13 protein-coding genes are annotated in these 20213 nt (G+C 72.3%); 6 read left to right on the top strand and 7 right to left on the bottom strand.

Annotated elements, in window-relative coordinates:
* Window positions 1-164: 164 nt before the first annotated feature.
* The gene (locus ABD126_RS32765) at window positions 165-2327 is read right to left on the bottom strand and encodes an RICIN domain-containing protein (protein ID WP_343938356.1); all 2163 of its coding nucleotides are present in this window, start codon (window positions 2325-2327) and stop codon (window positions 165-167) included.
* A gap of 298 nt (window positions 2328-2625) precedes the next feature.
* On the opposite strand from ABD126_RS32765, the gene ABD126_RS32760 reads away from it, so the two are divergent.
* Window positions 2626-4248 carry an ABC-F family ATP-binding cassette domain-containing protein gene (locus tag ABD126_RS32760; RefSeq protein ID WP_343938354.1) on the top strand — a complete coding sequence of 541 codons (1623 nt, stop codon included), beginning with the start codon at window positions 2626-2628 and terminating at the stop codon, window positions 4246-4248.
* On the opposite strand, the gene ABD126_RS32755 is transcribed toward ABD126_RS32760, so the two are convergent.
* The 4 genes from ABD126_RS32755 to ABD126_RS32740 form a co-directional block, all read right to left on the bottom strand.
* Window positions 4235-5623 (bottom strand): hypothetical protein, encoded by a 1389-nt coding sequence (locus ABD126_RS32755; RefSeq protein WP_343938352.1) that lies wholly within the window; start codon window positions 5621-5623, stop codon window positions 4235-4237. The two genes, ABD126_RS32760 and ABD126_RS32755, sit on opposite strands and share 14 nt — an antisense overlap.
* 92 nt (window positions 5624-5715) lie before the next feature.
* Window positions 5716-6105 carry a PPOX class F420-dependent oxidoreductase gene (locus tag ABD126_RS32750; protein WP_343938350.1) on the bottom strand — a complete coding sequence of 130 codons (390 nt, stop codon included), beginning with the start codon at window positions 6103-6105 and terminating at the stop codon, window positions 5716-5718.
* Between the two features lie 18 nt (window positions 6106-6123).
* The gene (locus ABD126_RS32745) at window positions 6124-8040 is read right to left on the bottom strand and encodes a helix-turn-helix domain-containing protein (RefSeq protein WP_343938348.1); all 1917 of its coding nucleotides are present in this window, start codon (window positions 8038-8040) and stop codon (window positions 6124-6126) included.
* 83 nt (window positions 8041-8123) lie between these two features.
* The gene (locus ABD126_RS32740) at window positions 8124-9539 is read right to left on the bottom strand and encodes an MFS transporter (protein WP_343938346.1); all 1416 of its coding nucleotides are present in this window, start codon (window positions 9537-9539) and stop codon (window positions 8124-8126) included.
* Between the two features lie 245 nt (window positions 9540-9784).
* Here ABD126_RS32740 and ABD126_RS32735 point away from each other — a divergent pair, with 245 nt between their 5' ends.
* Window positions 9785-10240: a MarR family winged helix-turn-helix transcriptional regulator gene (locus tag ABD126_RS32735; RefSeq protein WP_343938344.1), complete on the top strand. Its 456-nt coding sequence runs from the start codon at window positions 9785-9787 to the stop codon at window positions 10238-10240.
* A gap of 742 nt (window positions 10241-10982) precedes the next feature.
* The gene (locus tag ABD126_RS32730) at window positions 10983-12158 is read left to right on the top strand and encodes an acyl-CoA dehydrogenase family protein (RefSeq protein WP_343938342.1); all 1176 of its coding nucleotides are present in this window, start codon (window positions 10983-10985) and stop codon (window positions 12156-12158) included.
* A 56-nt stretch (window positions 12159-12214) separates the two neighbouring features.
* Here the strand turns inward: ABD126_RS32730 and ABD126_RS32725 are convergent, their stop codons facing one another.
* Entirely contained in the window at window positions 12215-13423 is a 1209-nt protein-coding gene (locus tag ABD126_RS32725) for an IS701 family transposase (protein ID WP_425542915.1), read from the bottom strand.
* Window positions 13424-13907: 484 nt separating this feature from the next.
* Between ABD126_RS32725 and ABD126_RS32720 the strand changes: the two genes are divergently transcribed.
* The 3 genes from ABD126_RS32720 to ABD126_RS32710 are packed head-to-tail and all read left to right on the top strand — an operon-like array spanning window position 13908 to window position 17694.
* Window positions 13908-15077, top strand: coding sequence for a 3-deoxy-7-phosphoheptulonate synthase (locus tag ABD126_RS32720; RefSeq protein ID WP_343938338.1), 1170 nt, complete (start codon window positions 13908-13910; stop codon window positions 15075-15077).
* Window positions 15078-15109: 32 nt separating this feature from the next.
* The gene (locus ABD126_RS32715; protein ID WP_343938336.1) at window positions 15110-15760 is read left to right on the top strand and encodes an isochorismatase family protein; all 651 of its coding nucleotides are present in this window, start codon (window positions 15110-15112) and stop codon (window positions 15758-15760) included.
* Complete coding sequence (locus ABD126_RS32710; protein ID WP_343938334.1) at window positions 15757-17694, top strand: anthranilate synthase family protein; 1938 nt, start codon at window positions 15757-15759, stop codon at window positions 17692-17694. The genes ABD126_RS32715 and ABD126_RS32710 overlap by 4 nt, the downstream gene beginning before the upstream one ends.
* Before the next feature lie 119 nt (window positions 17695-17813).
* Here ABD126_RS32710 and ABD126_RS32705 read toward each other — a convergent pair whose 3' ends face one another.
* On the bottom strand, window positions 17814-19646 hold the full coding sequence (locus ABD126_RS32705; protein ID WP_343938332.1) for a helix-turn-helix domain-containing protein: 1833 nt from the start codon (window positions 19644-19646) through the stop codon (window positions 17814-17816).
* Window positions 19647-20213: the final 567 nt, after the last annotated feature.

Genomic DNA, 20213 nt, shown 5'->3' with positions numbered 1-20213 from the left:
TTTGCTCGTTCCTCGCAAAACTTTTTGGCCCGACCCCGGAAATCTGTGGTAGTCCTTCGGGCAGGTCATACGGTGGGGAACACGGAGGCCCCTTGTGGCTGGGAGCCCGGCCGCGCGGAGCGCGGCGAAGAGCCGCGCTTCGCGCGAAAGCGTGCTGGTGGTGGCTAGCTGATCGACCACTGCTGTAGGGCCGACCCGCTGTTGACCTCCTGGGTCACCAGGGCGCCGTTGGCCGTGGACGCCGTGGTGAGCAACAGTCCAGAATGGACATTGGTCAACGTGTAGAGCCCGCTGGGCAGCTTCGTCGCTCGCCAGCGCTGGTTGGCCCCACCGGTGCAGGTCCATTGGATGACCTTCGTGCCCGGAGTGGTCGCGCCCGCGTAGTCGTCCACGCACAGGTTCGAGGCCGTGTTCACGATGGTGTACGTGCCGTCCGCCTGCTGCGTGAACAACCACCGCTGGTTGGCCCCGCCGTTCGGGGTCCAGGTGATGAGCTGCGTGCCGCTCGTCGTCGAAGACCCGGGGTTGTCCAGGGCCTTGCCCGACGTCGTGACGGTTCGGGTGCCGTTCAGGGACGGGTCCGCTGCTCCGCTCGGGGTGATGGTCAGGGTCTGTTCCGCCGCCGTCCGCGAGCCGCCGACCGGGTTGCCCGTCGTGTTGGTCCAGAAGCGGGCCGGGGTTGTCTCCGCTGTCCGGGTCGTGTCGGCGGAGAGGGCCAGGACCAGGCCGCTGTAGCGGTTGACCAGGCGGTGTGTCGTGCCGCTTCGGATGACGAACCACTGTTGGCCCACGGTCGGGGAGTTGCCGGCCGTCGCGGTCGGCTTCGTGCCCCACGCTCGGGTGGACGTCGAGGTCGTGCCGACGCCCAGGAGGTGGCCCGTGGCGGCGTTGGCGACGCGGTACGAGCCGTCGCCGTTGGCGGTGAAGCGCCAGTTCTCCGACGCCGCGCCGGTCGGCGCGCCGGACGTCGTGGCCGAGCTGCCCGAGACCTGGGACAGGACGCGGCCCGAGGCGCCGATCGTGTACGTCCGGGCCGGGTCGAACAGGACCGGTTCGCCCGTGCTGGACGTGATGGTCGTGTTGGCGTACTGGCCGTCGGAGTTGGTGCACGCGATCGAGCAGTACGAGCGGTAGTCCTTGCCGATGATCGTCGAGCCGGTCTTGCTGGTGCTGTCCAGGAACCAGCGGTACCAGGAGGCGTTGCGGTAGTTGCCGGAGTTGCCGATCAGCGTCCACTTCTGGGTGGTGAGGTCGTCGGTGGCGTAGACCTCCTGCGGCGCGTTGCCGGACTGGTCCACCGCCTGCGGGGTGCCGAGGTAGAGGCCCAGGTGGGCGTTGTAGGCGATGTTCATGACGAACAGCGGCGAGGTCGGCGGCATCTTGCCGGCCGCGATCTGCTCGCTGGACGTGCCGGTGTTGAGCGGGTTGTACTCGGCGGAGGTCGGGACGTACCCGTTCGGGTTGGTGGCGGTCGGCACCATCGTGCTCTCCCGGCCGCCCACGCCCGGCTGCGACCACGAGCCGTTGTACCACTTCTGCCACGACCCGGGCGCCATCTTCGACGCGATCGGCGCGCGGGCGACGTGCCCGTAGAAAGCCCGCCAGCTGCCGCCCTTGTCCACGATCCGCGAGCCGTAGAAGACGTAGAAGTAGCCCGAGGCCGTGTCCACGAACAGCCGCTGGTCACCCGCGCCGTAGTGGTAGGTCTGGTGCGGGAACGCCGTGGTGTCGCCGCGCTTGGTGCTGTACGGCGAGGTGATGACGTGGTCGCGGATGGTCCACGTCCGGCCCTGGTCGGTGGAGACGGCGTAGTCGATGGCGTCGTAGTGCAGGCCGTCGCCGAACGGCTGGGGCGTGAACTCGTTGTGCACCAGGCCGTACCAGTGGCCGGTGTCCGGGTCGACCCACACGCCGACCAGCACGCAGAAGTTGCGCTGCGAGTACCCGGACCCGGCGGGCGCGTAGGTGGACTCCAGGCCGGTCGGGCTGTTGTTGCACCGCCACGTGGTGTCGTTGTTCTTGTCGTTGCCGTTGGCGGGGTTCACCGCGTCGCTGATGGGGGAGCGGGTCGCGGTGTCGAAGTTGGTGCCGGTGAAGAACGCCCAGTAGCGGGGTTGCGTCGCGCCGTACAGGGAGGCGGACTGCTGGAAGTAGAACGTGCCGTCCTTGTCGATGAACGTGCTCGCGGGCGTGTCGGTCGGGTGCGCGTACGAGCCGGTGGAGCCGTAGGTGACGGTGTAGGTGGCGGCCTGTGCGGTGGGCGCCACGGCGGTGGTCACCACGACGGCGGCCACGGCCGCGTTCCGCAGTCTGTGCAGGGGTTTCATGCGTCGCTCCATGCTTTGCCCGATGGTGTCCACTGTGGACGGCCGGCGTGGGTGGGCGGGTCGGGTTTCGAGCAGGGTCCACCGGGGTGGACGGGAACGGCAATGGAGTTGCGGGGCGCGGGCTTGGACTTTTGGCGACCGCGGGGGAAACCCGGGTGAAGACGGCGGCGGTGTGCGTTACCTTGGTGGGGTGATGCAGCACCTGTTCTTCCTCTGAGAGACGACGCCTCCACCGGCGCCGCGGTCCGCGGTGCCGTTCTTCGTCGTTGCATCACTTCTTGTTGGAGGCAGTTCCTTCATGTCGTCGTCTCATGTTGCCCGGGTGCGTGCTGCGCACGTTCGGATGTCGGGCGTTCACGTCTCGTACGGCGGGCGGCCCGTGCTGGCCAGGGTGGATCTCGTCGCCGCCGGCGGCGAGCGGGTCGCCGTGGTCGGGGAGAACGGGCGGGGCAAGACCACGTTGTTGCGGGTGCTGGCCGGGCAGTTGCCGGCCGACCGCGGTGAGGTTCGGTGCGCGGGGTCGGTGGGGGTCGCCGACCAGCAGATCCCGCTGGGTCCCGCGGCCACCGTGGGCGCGTTGATCGATCTCGAACTGGCCGGCGTCCGGCGTGCGCTCGCGGACCTGGAGCGCGCGGGGGAGGCCCTGGCCGAGGACGTGCCGGGGGCGGAGGACGCCTACGCGGAGGCGTTGGCGGAGGTCGAGGCGCTCGACGCGTGGGACGCCGACCGGCGCGTCGAGGTGTCGTTGGCCGCGCTGAACGCCGTGGCGGACCGGGACCGGCCGTTGGGGACCCTGTCGGTCGGGCAGCGGCACCGGGTGCGGTTGGCGTGCCTGTTGGGGGCCGGGCACCAGGTGCTGCTGCTCGACGAGCCGACCAACCACCTCGACGCGTCCGGGCTCGACCACCTCACCGAGCGGTTGCGGGCGTTCCCCGGGGTGGTGGTGCTGGTCAGCCACGACCGGGCGCTCTTGGCGGACGTCGCCACGTCCGTGCTCGACCTCGACCCCTCCAGCGACGGCCGCCCACGGGTCTACGGCGGCGGTTACGCCGGGTACGTGTCCGGGCGGACCGCGGAACGCGCCCGCTGGGAGGCCGCCCACGCCGAGCAGGTCGCCGAGCGGGAGCGGTTGGCCGACGACCTCACGGCGGCGCGGAACCGGTTGCGGGACAGCTGGCGGCCGGGGAAGGGCCACGGGCGGCACACGCGGGCCACGCGTGCGCCCGGCCTGGTGCGGGCCGTGCACCGGCGGCAGGAGGAGTTGGCCGCGCACGTCGTGGAGGTGCCGGTGCCGCCCGGCCGGTTCGCCATGCCGGAGCTGCCCGCGTTGGACGGGGTCGAGCTGCTGCGGGCCGAGGGCGTGACGGTGGCGGGGCGGTTCGCGCGCCCGGTGGACCTGGTGGTGTCGTCCGGGGACCGGGTGGTGGTCGCCGGGCCGAACGGCTCCGGGAAGTCCTCGCTGCTGGCGGTGTTGGCGGGGGCGCTGCCGCCCACCACCGGGCGGGTCGCGCGGGCGCGGTCGGCGCGGATCGGGTGGTTGCGCCAGGAGTCCGACCTGCCCGCGCGGCGCACCGCCGGGTCGCTGTACGAGGAGCGGCTCGCCCGCGCCGGCGTGGACGGGCCGGCGTTGACCGAGCTGGGCCTGCTGGACCGCCACGACGCCGACCGCCCGGTGGGGGAGCTGTCGGTGGGCGCGCGGCGGCGGGTGGACCTGGCGCTGGTGTTGGCCGGGCAGCCGCACGTCGTCCTGCTCGACGAGCCGACCAACCACCTGTCGGTCGCGCTCGTGGACGAGCTGGCGACCGCGTTGGCCACGACCCCGGCCGCCGTCGTCGTCGCGTCGCACGACCGCTGGTTCGGGTTCCGCGATGACAAGGACGGCCCCGTGGCGGCCGGCCGGCGGGTGGTCACGGTGAGCTGAGCCAGCGTTCCAGCTGGGCGAGCAGGGCGGCGCGGTCGGGGAGGGACGGGTCGCGGCCGGCCGGCGGCAGGCGGTTGATCATGTCGCGCAGGGTGCGGGCCGCGTCCGGGGCCTGGTTCAGGAAGCGCCAGCGGGGGCGTTGGAGTTGGTTCCACAGCGATTGCCACGGGTACTCGCCGGTCCCGGTGGGGCGGGCGGTCTTGGTGGCGATCTGCTCGGCGTTCCACTCCAACGCTCCCCGCTCGGTCGCGGTCAGCGGTCTGGACGCCTGCGCCCGGTCCATGTCCTTGACGGCCTTGAGGAACTCCGGCGGGTTCGCCGAACCGCCACCCGAACCGCCGGAACCGCCCGACCCGCCGGAACCGCCGCCGGCCGCGTTGTTGGCCATCGACAGCACGTAGATCGCACCCGGCCCACCGGCCATCGCGGTCGCCACGGCACCCACGGGCACGGTCACCTGCGCCACCGCCAGCGTCCCGTTCGCCTGCAACCGCAGGACGTTCACCGTCACGTCCCCCACCTCGGCGGCGGCGCCGGCGATGGTGGTGGTCGAACCCGCCGCCGTCCCGTACATCAACACCAGCGTGGACACCAGTTCGGACACCTTGCGCACCTGGCCGGGCAACGGCAGCGCCTGGAACCTCGCCCAGTACTCCGGGCTGTCGGCGATCAGCTGCGCCACCGCGCCGGGCAGGTTCGCCAACCCGGCGATGGTCCGGATCGGGTGCGTGATCAGCTCCCGCAACCCGCGCGCCATCGCCACCACGGCGTCCTCGGCCCCGTCCAGGGCCGCGTTGACGACGTCGTGCTCCAGCCCCAGCTCGGCGACCGGGGGACCGGCGGCGGCCAGGCCCTCGTCCACCCGGTGGATGACGCCGCTGTTCGAGTAGTGGAACGCCCCCACCTCGTACGGCGGCGACGCCATCCGCTCCGGCGGGAACGCCCGCTGCAACGCCTCACCGGTCAGCGCCCGCGCCCAGTACCCGTCCGGCCGCACCACGACCAGCGGCGCGTACCGGGCGCTGCGCCGGTCCAGCTCGGCCCGCGGGACCGTCCGCCCACCCGCCTCGACCTCGCGCAACAGGTGCAACAGGCACCGCCGGGGCCCGAACCGCGCCAGCGACGCGGGCGCGGCGGCGAACTCGGCGATCATCCGCGTGGCGTCCGCGGGCGCGAGGTCGCCGATGCTGCGGTCGGCGGCCTGTTCGACGTGCTCGATGTGCCGCTGCACCCGCACACCGCCCAACGCCCTGGTCACCGACGCGTTCCCGATCAACTGCTGCCACGTGGTCACCACGTCCCGCGGCGCGGCGGCCCGCTGCACGGGCGCGCGGCGCTGCGCACGGCGTTCCCCCGGTTGCTCGTGCATCGCCACCCCGGAAGCGTGCTCCCGCCGCGACCGGCGGCACTAGGCCGATCGACCGTCCGCGGGGGCGGGGCGCGCTGCCCCCGCGGACGTGTCCAGGACTACTGCTTGCTCACCGAGGTGGGCTTCACGTAGTAGATGACGCGCCAGGGCGCGTCGCGCGGCGGGCCGTCGAGGCGGATGCCGTAGCGGGCGGCCATCTCGATGAAGAACCTGCCCTGCGAGTCGTCCTCGATGCGCTCGACCACGCCGCGCACCTCCAGGTAGCGGGTGGGGCGCTCGGGGTCGTTGACCGACAGCGCGACCTCCGGGTGCAGGGCGACGTTGCGGTGCTTCTTGCGGAACGTGGTGCTGGTGAACAGGACGTGCTCGCCGTCCCAGGCGAACCACATCGGGTTGACCTGGGGTCGCCCGTCCGGCCGGATCGTGGCCAGGTGGGTGTAAAGCGGCCGTTCCAGCAGGTCGCGGTGGCTGGCCGGGATGACGCTCATGTGCTCACCTTCGTGGGTTCAAGGGCGGTGTTCGAGGAGTTCGCGGACCCGCAGCAGTTGCAGGGCCAGCTGGATCTCCAGGGCCTGGTCCGGTTTCTGCCAATCCGGTCCCAGGAGGTCTTTGACGCGGTCCAGGCGGCGGGTGACGGTGTTGGTGTGGACGTGCAGCCGGCCCGCCGCGTAAGTGGGGCTGCCGCCCTCGTCGAAGTAAGCGCGCAGGGTCGGCACCAGGTCGGCGGAGCGCTCGCGGTCGTACTCGATCACCGGGCCGATGACCTGCTCGATGAACCCGGCCGCGTCGCGGTTGCCCGCCACCAGCGCGCCCACGAACCCCAGGTCGCGCGCCGAAGCCGCCCCGCCGGCGACCCCCAGCGCGACCACGGCGTCCACGCACCGCACCGCCTCGCGGTAGCCCTCGTGCAGGGACGCGGTGCCCAGCAGGGGACCGGCGGCGCCCACGGGTACCGGTGCGCCCAGCGCGGACTCCAGCGACGCGGAGGCGGTGCGGGCGGCGGTGCTCGCGTCCGTGCCGGGCAGCAGCAGGACCAGGTGGCCGTCCCGCGCGCCGCGCAGGCCACCGGTCCGCTGGACGTACCCGCCGGCCCACGCCCCGGCGCGGCGCACCAGGTCCGGTCCGGGCCGGGCCACGACGATCACGTACGGCTTGGCCAGGTCGAGGCCGATGCGGCGGGCCCGGTCGGCCAGCCGGTCCGGCGCGCGGTGCTCGTCGCCCAGCGCGTCCTCCAGCCACCGGTCGCGGGCGTCGCCGGTCCGGGCGAGGTTGTCCCGGCACAGGATCAGCACGACCGTGCGGGCGACGAGGTCCAGCCGGCCGCGTTCGGTCGCGGTCAGCTCGCCCCGGCCGCGCAGCACCAGCGTGCCCAGGTGCTCCTGCCGCCGGCACAGCGGGACCAGCCACGTCCGGTGGTCCACCGGGAACGGGTCGCTGGACCGGATGCCCGGCACGGCGGCCAGCACCGAGGTGTCCTCGACGTCGGCGGGCTCGCCGGCGGCGGTGCGCAGCGCGCCGTCCGCGTCGTAGACGGAGACGTTGCCGCCCAACCACCGCGCGCCGGTGGACGCGGTGGCGTGCAGGTCGTCTTCGGTGAACAGGATGTCCAGCAACGCGGTTTGCAGGTCGTGGTACTCGTTCAGGTCACGCGCGGTGGCGGACATCCGGGACAGCCGCGCCTCCGACTCCGCCGCGCGCGTCTCGGCGGCCAGCCGCAGGTGCGTGGTCTCCAGGTACAGCCCGGCGAGGATGCCCAGGGAGCTGATCAACGACCGTTCGTCGGCGGTGAAGTGGCGGACCTTCCGGCTCGCCACGTAAAGGACTCCGCGCGACGACGCGTGGTCGCCCAGCGGGACGGCGATGGCCGCGCGGAGGTCTTCGGCGCGGGCCATCTCCTCGAACTCCCGGCTCAGCACGATCCGGTCGTCGGTGAGCAGGTTGTGCGTGGCGAACGGGGCCCCGCCGGGCTGGGCGGGCGCCGCGATGCCGTCGGCCGGCAGGCGCAGGCCGACGCCGAGGCTGGAGGTGTGGCCGTCGGTGGCGACCACCCGGCTGTGCCGGCGGTCCTCCTCCAGCAGGGCGATGTAGGCCATGTCGACGCGCAGCAGTTGCCGCGCCCGCCGGGTGATGGCGTGCAGCAGGGCATCCACGGACTCGTGCGGCGCGGCCAGTTCCCTCGCGGCGTCGACCAGAGCGGCCAACCCGGCCTCCCGGCTGCGACCGCGCTGGATGTGCACGTGGACGCGCATCGCCCGCCACACCGCGGCTTTCACGTCGGGCACGGACCCGGCGAAGTCGTCCAGCCGGTTGTCGTCCAACAGCACCTCGAACGCGTCCGTCGGCGCGCCGGCGGCCAGCATGTCCAGCAACTCGGCGAAGAGATCACCGGTCGCGACTTCCCGGGACGTGAACAAACCCGTCATTCACCGACTCCGTTCGCATCCGTCGGGGAGTGGCGAGCGGGCGGAGGGGGGTGGCTCCGCCCGCTCGCCGGGCAACACCTCGCTCAGGCCCTCTTGCGCAGCCCGTGCGCGAGCAGCGTCAGCACGGCGCAGCCCACCATCAGCCAGATACCGGGGTAGAGGTCACCCAGTTGCGTGGCGGGCAGGATCACCGCGGTGACCACGGCGAGGCCGAACGCGCCGCCGATCTGGAGCGAGCTGTTGAGCAGACCCGCGGCGAGGCCCTGGTCCTCGTCGCGGATGCCCGCGGTGCCGGCCACCATGAGCGCCGCGAGGCTGAGCGCGAAGCCCAGGCCCCAGATCAGCGCCACCGGGACCAGCACGCCCCACAGGTCGGGCTCGGGGCCGATGCGCAGGAACAGCAGGTAGCAGGGGATGAACGAGACCAGGCCGACGACCAGGACCTTGTTGACGCCGAACCTGTCCATCAGCCAGCCGAGCTTGGGTCCGATGAGGATGGTCAGCGCCGTGCCGGGCAGGATGATGAACGACATCTGCCACGGCTCCCAGCCGTTCATGTTCTGCAGGTACAGGGCGAGCACGAACTGGAACGCCATCGCGCCGCCGTAGAGCAGGAAGGTGCTGAGGTTCGCGGCGACCAGGTTGCGGTTGCGGAACAGCTCTAGGCGGATCAGCGGTTCGCGGGTGCGGCGCTCGATGACCACGAACGCGACCAGCAGCGCGGCGGAGACCAGGAACCCGCCGATGGTGCGGGCGTTGGCCCAGCCGATCTCGGGCACCTCGACCACGGTGAACACCAGGATCAGCATGCCCAGCAACAGGGTCAGCGCGCCGCCGACGTCGAGCTTGCTGCGCTCGGTGCGCGGCGGGTCGGCCGGCACGAACTTCATCGCGCCCACCATCAGCACCGCGGCGACCACGGCCGGCAGGACGAAGGTGGACCGCCAGTTCAGCGCGGCCAGGAAGCCGCCGATCAGCAGGCCCGAGGAGTAGCCCGAGGCTTCGAAGACGTTGAAGATGCCGAACGCCTTGTTGCGCTGCGCGCCCTCCTGGAACGTGGTGGTGAGCAGGGACATCGCGGCCGGCGCGGTGAAGCCCGCCGCCACGCCCTTGACGAACCGGGTCAGGATGATCAGGAAGGCGTCGTCGGCGAACGCGCCGAGCAGCGAGATCACGGCGAACACGGCCATGCCGATGACGAACACCCGCTTGCGCCCGAACAGGTCGGCGCACCGGCCACCGAGTAAGAGGAACGCCCCGAACGCGAGGATGTAGGCGCCGGGCACCCATTGGGCGGTCGCCGCGGTGACCCCGAACGCCTTCTGGATCTCGGGGATCGCGACGGCGATCATCGAGTTTTCGAGCCCGTCGAGCATGATCGCCCCGCTGAAGATGACCAGCAGGACCCATTGTCGTGCGCTCCACCGCACGTCGCCCGGCGGAGCGGACCCGGTGGCCTCGCCCCTCTGCTCCTCGTTGGGGGTCAAGCTCGTGGACATGGTTGATCCATCCTTCGGCACGTTGGCCGGGACGCGGGAGACGGGCGCCCCGGCATGGTCGTCTGACGCGGTGCGAGGGGTGTCAGTGCAGGTGGTTCACAGCGCGAAGCGCGTGTCGTAGCCTTATCACACGCACGCTACCGGCGTCCGAAAAAGTCCCGCACGCGGCTTGTTGCATGCGACTCATGATGGCGTATGCAAGTACTTGGCCGCAAGCAGGGACCTGCCGCCAGGAGGGTCCGCCCATGAGGAAGTCCGACGATCCCGAGTCCAGAGCCCAGGGTTGGCGCACGTTGGCCGCGCTGCACGCCTGCATCGAGGACGTGTTGGAGCGCGACCTCCAACGCGAGCACCAGCTGTCGGTCAGCGAGTACGGGGTGCTCGACGTGCTGTCGCGACAGGGGGTGGTGGCCGGGCAGCGACTGCGGATGACGCAGCTCGCCCGGGCGGTGGTGCTCAGCCAGTCGGCGACGACCCGGTTGGTGAACCGGTTGGAACGGCGGCGGTTGGTGCGCCGGGAGTTGTCGGATGACGATCGGCGGGGGATCCACCTCCGGGTTACCGAGGCCGGCGCGGAGGCCCTGGCGCGGGCACGGTCGACCTATGACGAGTCACTGGGACGGGCACTGCGGGAGGCGGCGGAACTGCCCGAACTGGCCCCCCTGGTCGCCGCCCTGACCACCCTCGGCGTAGCGAGGTAACCCAACGACCAAGTCGGCCGCGCTTTTCGAAGGGCTGCCAAGCACAGGAAGGGCCTCGGTTCGTTCCCCGTACGGCCTGGGCGCAGCCCAACCGCGCTTGGGGGTTCTTGGCAACCAGCTTTTCCGGTTGCCAAGAACCCCCAAGGGTGGTTGCCTCCCGGCAGGTCGTACGGGGAACGAACCGACGCCCTTCCACCCCCCGGGGGCCTGCCCGCCGGCGAGGCGCTTTTGATCTTAAGAGCGCTTCGCGCGTTCTCTTGAAAGCGCGAAGTGCGTCTGCTTGAAGTGCTCGAAAAGCTTAAAAGAGCCTCGCCGGCGGGCAGGCCGCCAAAGATGACACAAAAGCAAAAGAAAGAGCGGGGGCTTCTTGCTTGTGCCATCTCCGCATGGCCTGGCGGAGCCTACCACACTTTTGGCCGGGTGCCGCTAAATTTTTCGCTCGTTCCTCACGAAAAATTCGGCCGCACCCGACCAAAAGCGTGGTAGCCCTTCGGGCAGGCCATACGGAGATGACACAAGCAAGAAGCCCGGGTCGGGGTGTGACCTCGCCAGGCCCGTTGGCGCTGCGCGCCTTGGGGTGGGTGGTGCTGTTTTTGCAGGTTGGGGGGTTGTTGGTTCGGCGACATGACAGATCATCGGTTGCTTTCTGGGGATGGGCTTCGCCGCTCGGTAACGTCGGTGGCGGCGCGGAACCGTGAATTCGTCGACACACCGTGCACGTCATCCCGGAGGAAGGAAACCCATGTCGACCGACGTGTCACCCGAGGCAATGCTGGAAGCCGTGCGGGAAATGATCCCCACCCTCCGCCAGAACGGTGCCGAGGCCGACCGGAACCGGTGGATCCCCGACGAGAACATCGCCCTGCAGGACAAGGCGGGCGTGTTCCGGATGGGTGTGCCCGCCCGGTTCGGTGGTCTGGCCTACTCCGCGGCCGACATGGTCGAGGTGCTCACCGAGATCAGCCGGGGTTGCGGGGCCACCGGGTGGGTCTCGATGGTGTGGGTGCACACCGCCTGGACCGTGCGGCTGTTCCCGGACAAGGCGCAGGAGGACGTGTTCGCCGGCGGGTCGGTGCGGGTTTCCGGCACCATCCCGCCGACCGGCAGGCTGACCCGCACCGACGGCGGGTACCTGATGACCGGCAAGTGGAAGTTCAACACCGGTGTCCGCGGCGCGGACTGGAACATGGTGACCGGTCTGTTCGAGGAGGAGGACGGCACCCAGACCTCGCTCATGACGCTGATCCCGGTCAGCGAGCTGACGATCCTGGACGACTGGGACGTCACCGGCGCCGCCGCCACCGGCAGCACGACTTCGGTGGCGGAGAACGTGTTCATCCCCGAGCACCGCGTGGTCAAGTACTCCGACCTGGTCGCGGGCACGGTCCCCGGGCGCAGTGACGACGGGTCCGACGGGCGCGGGTACGGGCTGATGAGCCTGGTCATGGCCAAGATCGCCGGTGTGTTCGCGGGCATGGCGCGGGGCGCGTACGAGGAGTTCCTGGAGCGGCTGCCCGGGCGTGGCATCACCTACACGTCGTGGACCGAGCAGAGCCTGCACCCGGTGACCCAGGTCGCGGTGGCCGACGCGAAGAACAAGATCGACGCGGCGGAGGCGTTCGCCTCGGTGTGGCTCAAGGTGATCCAGGACCGCGCGGACGCGCGGGAGGAGCTGACCCAGGAGGAGAAGGCCGTCGTGCGCGGCCAGACCACCTGGGCCGCGAACCTCGCCAAGGAGGCCGTGGAGGAGCTGTTCCGGCTCGGCGGCGGTTCGGTGATCCGCAACGACCAGGCGCTGGGCCGGTTCCGCCGGGACATCGAGGCGCTGTCGCTGCACGCGCTGATCCAGTACTACGGCAACATGGAGTTGCAGGGTCGCGTCCTGCTCGGCCTGGACCCCGACACGCCGTACCTGTGAGTCGTCGTCACGGCCGAAACCGGCACCCCCGCGGGGGTGCCGGTTTCGGTGTGCGGTCAGCGGCGGGTGGTCGCCGTGCAGGGGACGCGGTAGCGGGGGCCGCTGTCCATCGTGGACAGTTCGTCCAGCCACGAGTCGCGGGCGTCCAGCTCGGCCAGCGCCAGCACCGCGTGCGCGGCCGACGCCAGCGTGGTGTGCCGGTGCCAGCCCGCGAAGGACCGGCCGGTGAAGTCGCGCATGCCCACCCGGTCGGCGAACCGCCCGAAGTCGTGGTCGACCCGGTCGAGGAACCGGCTGGTGCGCAGCAGGCTCGCCGCGTCCGCGTCGGGCTGGTTGGACAGCCACAGCTCCGCCGGCCACGACTTGCCCGCCGGGCCCACGCCCAGCAGCACCAGGTCGCCCGCGCGCCCGCCGGGCACGCCCACGCGCGCGGTCGCGGCCAGCAACGGCCACCGGCCCGCCACCGGCTTGCGCGCCTCCCGCAACAGCCCCACGACCTGCTGCGCGGGCACCGGGTCCGCGCCGCGCCGCGGCGAGCCCGGGTCGAGGACGGTGAACAGCTGGGTCCCGCTGACCCGCATCAGCAACGGCGTCTCCGGGTGCAGCCGGGCCACGGCCGCGTGCACGTCGGTCCCGCGCGCGTCCATGACCAGCGGCCGGTCAGGGAAGGCCGGCCGCGCCTCGGCGCCCAGGAACGCCGCCACCGCGCACTCGCCGTCGGTCTCCGCGCGGACCCCGTCCGGGATCGCCGCGCGGCTGCGCCGGCCCGGGTCGGCGACCCACGCCTGGGACAGGTGCAGCCGCCAGTCCACCGGCACGGCCAGCTCGTCCGACACGGCCCACACGCCCATGGCCTGCTGGGCGTTGAGCGTCTGCCCGAGGTCGGGGCAGAACCGCCGGGTCACCCCGACGGAGTGCTTGCCCGCCTTGGGGATCAGCATCGGCCGCACCACCCAGGCGGCCGGCGGGGCGATCCGGCCGACGTGCGCGGCGAGCGCCTTGCGGACCGGCGCCCACCCCCAGGTCGAGTCGCTGATGAAGTGGTGCAGGTACTGCTCGGTCGCCTGGCCGCCGACGGCCTGGGCGATGTTGCGGATGGACTTGCGGCCCCTGGCGCGGAGCAGGCCGTTGAGGTACTCGACGCCCTTGCGCCGCTGGTCCTCGCGGGCGAACGAAGCGAACAGCGTGGAACTCAGCTCGGCGACGACCGGGTCTAACAGCAGGTCCGGTGCGGTGCGCGCGGCCATGTGCCTTCCCCCAGGCATGGAGCCTCACTTCACATTTGTGCGGACAGGGTTTGCCAACCCAACGTGGCTTGCGGAACGCGCGCGTGCCTAGATCCGGAGAGCACCATCCTGGCCGCCCCGGGGGTGGGCCGACGCCACCGCGCGGCGCCCGGCGGGCCGGCGCGCCGCCCGGACCGGGGTCGGGCGGTGTTCGGGCCACACGTCCATCCGGCCCGACCCGTTGCTCCACCCGACCGGCACGCGAACCGGACTCCGCTGGTCACAACGCCCAGACCGGGCGCGCGGGAACCGAAGTCCGCACTTCGGCGACCCGCGCCCGCGCGCGGACATGACGGAGAACAGCGGGACCTGACGTACTGCGTTCCCGGTTCGTTGCCCGTTGTCGGGCCCGCGTTCCACGATCGGCGTACCGACGAAGTCGTGTTCACCGCGAGCTGAGCCGCACGACCGCACGTCGCGCACATCACCGGTCGTGCCTCGTCCCTTCGTGATTGGAGTGTCAGTGGACAACGCCGTGCGCGAGGGCTCACCCAGGATCGCGCTGCAGCAACCGGATTGGGACGATCGCGAACTCGTGCACCGGGTGCGGGCCACGTTGGCCGCGCGGCCCGGCCTGGTCACCTCCGACGAGGTGGCGCAGCTGCGCGCCACGCTCGCGCTGGTGGCCGCCGGCGGCGCGCACGTCGTGCAGGCGGGTGACTGCGCCGAGGACCCCGCGGAGTGCGAGGCGGGGTACGTCGCCCGCAAGGCGGGGCTGCTGGACCTGCTGGCGGGTGTGATGAAGATGGCCACGCACCGCCCGGTGGTGCGCATCGGCCGGATCGCGGGCCAGTTCGCCAAGCCCCGGTCCAGCCCCACGGAGGTGGTCGGCGGCGTGACGCTGCCGTCGTTCCGCGGGCACATGGTCAACAGCCCCGAACCCGACGCGGAGGGCCGCCGCCACGACGTGCGCCGGGTGCTCGCCGGCTACGACGCGGCGCGGACCGTCACCACCCTGCTCGGGTGGGGCGGCGGCGGTTCCCGCCCGATCGACCCTCCGATGTGGACCAGCCACGAAGCCCTGCTGCTGGACTACGAGGTCCCGATGCTGCGCCGGGACCACACCGGCCGCGCGTTCCTCGCCTCGACCCACCTGCCGTGGATCGGCGACCGCACCCGTCAGGTGGACGGCGCGCACGTCGACCTGCTGGCGGGCGTGGCCAACCCGATCGCCTGCAAGGTCGGCCCGTCGATGACCACCGACGAGCTGCTGGAGCTGGCCGACCGGCTCGACCCGCACCGCGAGCCCGGCCGGCTGACGCTGATCTCCCGGATGGGCGCGAAGCTGGTCACCGAGCGGCTGCCCGCGCTGGTCGCCGCCGTGCGCGCGGCCGGGCACCCGGTGATCTGGCTGTGCGACCCGATGCACGGCAACACCGCGCTCACCCCCGACGGCCTCAAGACCCGGTACGTGGAGACCGTGGTCACCGAGATCGAGCGCTTCCAGCGGGTCCTGCGGGCCGAGGGCGGCGTGGCCGGCGGTCTGCACCTGGAGACCACGCCGGACGACGTCACCGAGTGCGCCCACGACGAGTCCGGCGCGGACCGCGTGAGCGACAAGTACACGAGCTACTGCGACCCGCGGCTCAACCCGGACCAGGCGGTCACCGCCGTGGCGGCGTGGACCGAGTGAGCACCGCGGCGGAGCACCGACGGAGGACCACGATGACAGGCATCCCCCCGATCGACCCCTACCCGCTGCCGACGTCGGACGACCTGCCCGCCAACACCGCGACGTGGACCGTGGACCCGCGGCGGGCGGTCGTGCTGGTGCACGACATGCAGCGGTACTTCGTGCGCCCGTTCCCGGCGGTCATGCGGGACCGGATCGTCGCCAACATCGCCGCGCTGCGCGAGGCGTGCGCGGCGCAGGGCGCGCAGGTCGCCTACACCGCGCAACCCGGTGGCATGAACGAGCGGGAACGCGGGCTGCTGCGGGACTTCTGGGGACCGGGCATGCGCGTCGACCCGGCCGACCGCGAGGTCGTCGACGAACTGGCCCCCGCCGACGGCGACTGGGTGTTCACGAAGTGGCGCTACAGCGCGTTCTTCCGCTCGGACCTGCTGGAGCGCATGCGCCGCGACGGCCGTGACCAGCTGGTGCTGTGCGGGGTCTACGCGCACGTCGGCGTGCTGGTGACGGCGTTGGAGGCCTACACCAACGACATCCGGACGTTCCTGGTCGCCGACGCCATCGGCGACTTCACCGCCGACTACCACCGGCTGGCGGTGGACTACGCGGCCCATCGGTGCGCCGTGGTGGCCACGACGGAGACCGTGCTGGCGCAGGTGGGCAGGCAGGCGGTGGCCTTATGAGCGACTTGCTGGACCGGGTGCTGACCGGGTCCGAGCCGTTCGCCCTGCTGCACCGCGTCGAGGCGGACCGGTCCGTGGTGGACGTCCTGGTCGGCGCAGTGACGACGCCGGAAGTGCTGGCGGACATCGAACTCCCCGACGGGCCGGTGGTCGGGCCGCGGCACGACGTGCTCGCGGTGGTGCCGTTCCGGCAGCTCGGCGAGCGCGGCTACGTGCACCGCGACGACGGCGCGCCGCTGCTCGCGCTGACCGTGACCGACCAGGCGGTGCTGCCGCTGGAGGACGTGCTGGGCCGGCTGCCGGACGTCCCGCTGGAGCTGGCCGGCGGCCGGTTCGACACCGACGACGAGGGCTACGCCGAGATCGTCCGCCGCGTGCTGGCCGACGAGATCGGCGAGGGCGAGGGCGCGAACTTCGTCATCCGCCGCGGGTACGTCGCCGACGTCGTGGACTACTCGCCGCGGTCGGCGCTGTCGCTGTTCCGCAGGCTGCTGCTGGACGAGACCGGCGCGTACTGGACGTTCGTGGTGCACACGGGCGAGCGCACGTTCGTCGGCGCGACCCCGGAGCGGCACATCAGCGTCACCGGCGGCACGGCCGTGATGAACCCGATCAGCGGCACCTACCGGTACCCGCCGACCGGTCCCGGGCTCGCGGGCGTGCTGGACTTCCTCGCGGACAACAAGGAGTCCGACGAGCTGTACATGGCGCTGGACGAGGAACTGAAGATGATGGGCCGCATCTGCGACGACGGCGGCCGGGTCGACGGGCCGTACCTGCGCGAGATGGCCCGGCTCGCCCACACCGAGTACTTCATCGTCGGCCGCACCGACCGCGACCCGCGCGAGGTGCTGCGCGAGACCATGTTCGCGCCGACCGTCACCGGCAGCCCATTGGAAAGCGCGTGCAAGGTGATCAGCCGCTACGAGCCGCACGGGCGCGGCTACTACAGCGGTGTCGTCGCGCTGATCGGGCGCGAGGCGGACGGGAGCCGGTCGCTGGACTCGTCCATCCTGATCCGCACGGCCGCGCTCGACGCCGCCGGCACGGTCCGCGTGGACGTGGGCGCGACGCTGGTCCGCCACTCCGACCCGATGGCCGAGGTCGCCGAGACCAGTGCCAAGGCGGCGGGTCTGCTGGCCGCGCTGGGGTCCGAGCCGCGCTTCCGCGGGGCGGACCGGCCGGGGTTCGCCGAGCACCCGGAGGTCCGGGCGGCGCTGCGGGCGCGCAACGTGGACATCGCGTCGTTCTGGTTGTCCGACGGCGGTGCGCGCGACCTGGTCGACCCGGCGCTGGCCGGGTTGCGGATGCTGGTCGTGGACGCGGAGGACACGTTCACCGCGATGCTGGCCCACCAGTCGCGCGCGCTGGGGCTGGAGGTCGTGGTCCGCCGGTTCGACGAGCCCTACGACGTGCACGACGCCGACCTGGTGCTGATGGGGCCGGGACCGGGTGACCCGCGCGAGGTCGGCCACCCGAAGATCGCGCACCTGATGTCCACAATAGACACGTTGTTGGCGGAACGGCTGCCGTTCTTGGCGGTGTGCCTGAGCCACCAGGTGCTCAGCGCGCGGCTCGGGCTGCCGCTGGTCCGGCGGGAGACGCCGAACCAGGGCGTGCAGCTGCCCGTGGACCTGTTCGGGCAGCCCCGGCGGGTCGGGTTCTACAACACGTTCGCGGCCAGCTGCGCGGGCGACGTGCTGCACCACCCGGAGGTGGGCGCGGTGGAGGTCAGCCGCGACCCGGTGACGAACCAGGTGCACGCGTTGCGCGGCAGGCACTTCGCGTCCATCCAGTTCCACGCCGAGTCGGTGCTGACCCAGGACGGCCCGGCGATCATCGGCGGCCTGCTGTCCGGCCTGTCGCGGCGGGCGCTGGTGGGGCGCGGCGTGCCCTGGCGGCGGGCGGGGCACTGGCCGCAGCCGCCGGTGTGAACGGGAGACCCGGTCGGGAGCGGGTGCCGGCCGTCGGTGCGAGCGGTCGCAGTGCCGTGGGGTCGGGGTGCCCGTCGCGCAGCGTGGCGGCGTGCGCGACGGGCGGCCTCGGTGCGTGGTCAGCCCACCGCCGGGAGGTCGGTGCTGAGCGTGTCCCGGATGCGCAGCAACCGCAGCGCGAGCTGGATCTCCAGCGCCTGCGCGGGTTTCTGCCAGTCCGGGCCGAGCAGCTCCTTGATCCGGTCAAGCCGGCGCGTGACGGTGTTGGTGTGCACGTGCAGGCGTTCGGCGGCGTAAGTGGGGCTGCCGCCGGCGTCGAAGTAGGCCTGAAGCGTGGGCACCAGGTCGGTGAAGCGCTCGCGGTCGTACTCCAGCACCGGCCCGATGGCGGCCTGGATGAACCCGGCCACGTCCTGGTCGGCGGACACCAGCGCGCCGACGAACCCCAGTTCCCGCACCGACGCCGCGCCGCCCTCGACGCCCAGCGCGGTCACCGCGTCCAGGCAGCGGATCGCCTCGCGGTAGCCGGGCTGGACGGAGTCGGCCCCGGTGAGCGGACCGGCCGCGCCCGCCGAGATGGGGGTGCCCAGGTCCGCGGCCATGGCGGCGGCCACGTCCCGGGCCGCCGCGCCGGCGTCGTCGCCGGGCAGCAGCATGATCAGGTGGCCGTTGCGGGTGCTGCGCAGCCCGCCCATGCGCCGCGCGTACGCCGACCCCCAGGCGTTGGCGCGCAACTGGATGCGGCTCTCCGGCCGGGCCACGACCATCAGGTACGGCCGGGACAGGTCCAGCCCGATGCGGCGGGCGCGTTCGGCGAGCAGGCGCGGCACCAGGCGCTCGTCGTCGAGCGCGTCGTCGAGCAGCCGGTCGCGGACCCCGCCGTCGTGGCCTGCGGCGAGCTGGTCGCGGCGCACGAGCAGCCCGGCGACCCGGGCGAACAGCCGCAGCCGGCGGCGGGCGGCGGGACCGAGGTCGCCGGGCACGGTCAGCACCAGCGCGCCGACCTGGTCCTTCGCGCTGCACAGCGGCACGACCCACCGGCCGCCGCCCAGCGGCGCGGGTTCGGTGGTGGGCGTGTCCAGGGCGGGCGCCTCCAGGTGGTCGTCGGCGCCGTCGCCCGCGGTGGCCAGCGGGTCCCCGGTGGCGCTGTAGACGGTCACCCGGCCACCCAACGACTCCGCGGCCTTGGCCGCCAGCGCGCGCAGGTCGCCCTCGGCGGCCAGCAGGTCCAGCAGCGACGCCTGGAGGTCGCAGTGCTCGCGGAACCCGTCGGCGGTCGCGGTGGACTGGGCGAGCCGGGCCTCCAGCTCGGTGGCGCGGGCGGCGGCGGCGAGGCGCAGGCGGGTGGTCTCCAGGTGCGTGCCGGCGAGGATGCCCAGCGACCCGACCAGGGAGCGCTCGTCGGCGGTGAAGTAGTGGACCTTGCGGCTGGCCACGTAGAGCCTGCCGCGCGGGGCGGTGGACCGGTCGCCGCAGGCCAGGGGGACCGCGATCATCGCGTGCAGGCCCTCGACCCGGACCATCTCCTCGAACGCCGGGTGCAGCGCGACCCCCTCGTCGGCCAGCAGGTCCGAGGTGGCGAACGGGGCGGCGCCCGCGGTGGTGCCGTCGTCGGCGGGCAGCCGCAGGCCGACGCTGAGCCCGGAGGTGTGGCCGTCGGCCGCGCGGACCCGGACGTACCCGGGCTCGTCGTCGGTGGCGATGTAGGCCATGTCCATGCTGAGCAGGTGGCGGGCGCGGCGGGCGATGGCGTGCAGCAGCGCCTCCGCCGAGTCGTAGGGCAGGGCCAGGTCGCGGGCGGCGTCGACCAGGGCGGTGAGGCCGGCCTCCCGGACCCGCCCGCGCTGGATCTGCGTGTGCACCCGCAGCGCCCGCCACACGGCGGCCTTGAGGTCGGTGGGTCCGGAGCCGAAGCGGCGGGCGTCGTCGAGGAAGTCCTCGAAGGCGTCCACCGGCGCACCGCTGGCCAGTAAATCGAGTAATCTGTCTAAGCCGCCGTTGACCGACGGCTGCGGAGGCACAAAGGTCTCCACGGTCAAGTTACCCCCAGTTCGCGCTACTGTCGTCACCCGATCGCACCACTACTTATGTCGGGTCACCACGGTGTGTGGACCGGCTGGCCGGTCTCTCTTCAGCCTAGCGAATTCGCGGGGCGAACAGCCTTCGTGCGCTCGCCGGGGAGTGCGTCAATAAACGTCCGCGCGCACCCGGAAACGTCCGGTTGCGCGGGCGGGTGGTCGTGAGCTGGGCGGGTGCGGCCCCGCAGGACCGCTCGGAGTTTCCACGCGGTGACGCATAATCGTCCGGTCGGCGGCCGTTGTCGCGCTTTCCGGCGGGACGGGGAGGCGTGCGCCGTCGAATCCCGGTGGTCCTTTCGACGTTTCTCGCCGGTCCGGCGAGTCGTCCGGACATTTGCGTTCGCCGGGTCGTGGTGGCGGTCGGCGCAATTCGCGGGTTCGGGAACACGAAATGGATTGCGACTTCCGTGTGGCGATGCCGCGGACGGCTTCCGGCGGTCG

Origin of the sequence: Saccharothrix mutabilis subsp. mutabilis, assembly GCF_039521145.1 — a bacterium.
GTDB classification, from domain to species: Bacteria; Actinomycetota; Actinomycetes; order Mycobacteriales; family Pseudonocardiaceae; genus Actinosynnema; species Actinosynnema mutabilis.
Note: the sequence above shows the minus strand (reverse complement) of the source record. Positions and strands in the feature narration are given on the sequence as shown.

What these genes read in the sequence shown, in the direction of transcription:
- ABD126_RS32750 (WP_343938350.1), bottom strand. Translation starts at nt 6,105, where the DNA reads ATGAGCGTCATCCCGGCCAGCCACCGCGACCTGCTGGAACGGCCGCTT.
- ABD126_RS32730 (WP_343938342.1), top strand. Translation starts at nt 10,983, where the DNA reads ATGTCGACCGACGTGTCACCCGAGGCAATGCTGGAAGCCGTGCGGGAA.
- ABD126_RS32765 (WP_343938356.1), bottom strand. Translation starts at nt 2,327, where the DNA reads ATGAAACCCCTGCACAGACTGCGGAACGCGGCCGTGGCCGCCGTCGTG.
- ABD126_RS32725 (WP_425542915.1), bottom strand. Translation starts at nt 13,423, where the DNA reads ATGCCTGGGGGAAGGCACATGGCCGCGCGCACCGCACCGGACCTGCTG.
- ABD126_RS32715 (WP_343938336.1), top strand. Translation starts at nt 15,110, where the DNA reads ATGACAGGCATCCCCCCGATCGACCCCTACCCGCTGCCGACGTCGGAC.
- ABD126_RS32760 (WP_343938354.1), top strand. Translation starts at nt 2,626, where the DNA reads ATGTCGTCGTCTCATGTTGCCCGGGTGCGTGCTGCGCACGTTCGGATG.
- ABD126_RS32710 (WP_343938334.1), top strand. Translation starts at nt 15,757, where the DNA reads ATGAGCGACTTGCTGGACCGGGTGCTGACCGGGTCCGAGCCGTTCGCC.
- ABD126_RS32740 (WP_343938346.1), bottom strand. Translation starts at nt 9,539, where the DNA reads ATGTCCACGAGCTTGACCCCCAACGAGGAGCAGAGGGGCGAGGCCACC.
- ABD126_RS32735 (WP_343938344.1), top strand. Translation starts at nt 9,785, where the DNA reads ATGAGGAAGTCCGACGATCCCGAGTCCAGAGCCCAGGGTTGGCGCACG.
- ABD126_RS32745 (WP_343938348.1), bottom strand. Translation starts at nt 8,040, where the DNA reads ATGACGGGTTTGTTCACGTCCCGGGAAGTCGCGACCGGTGATCTCTTC.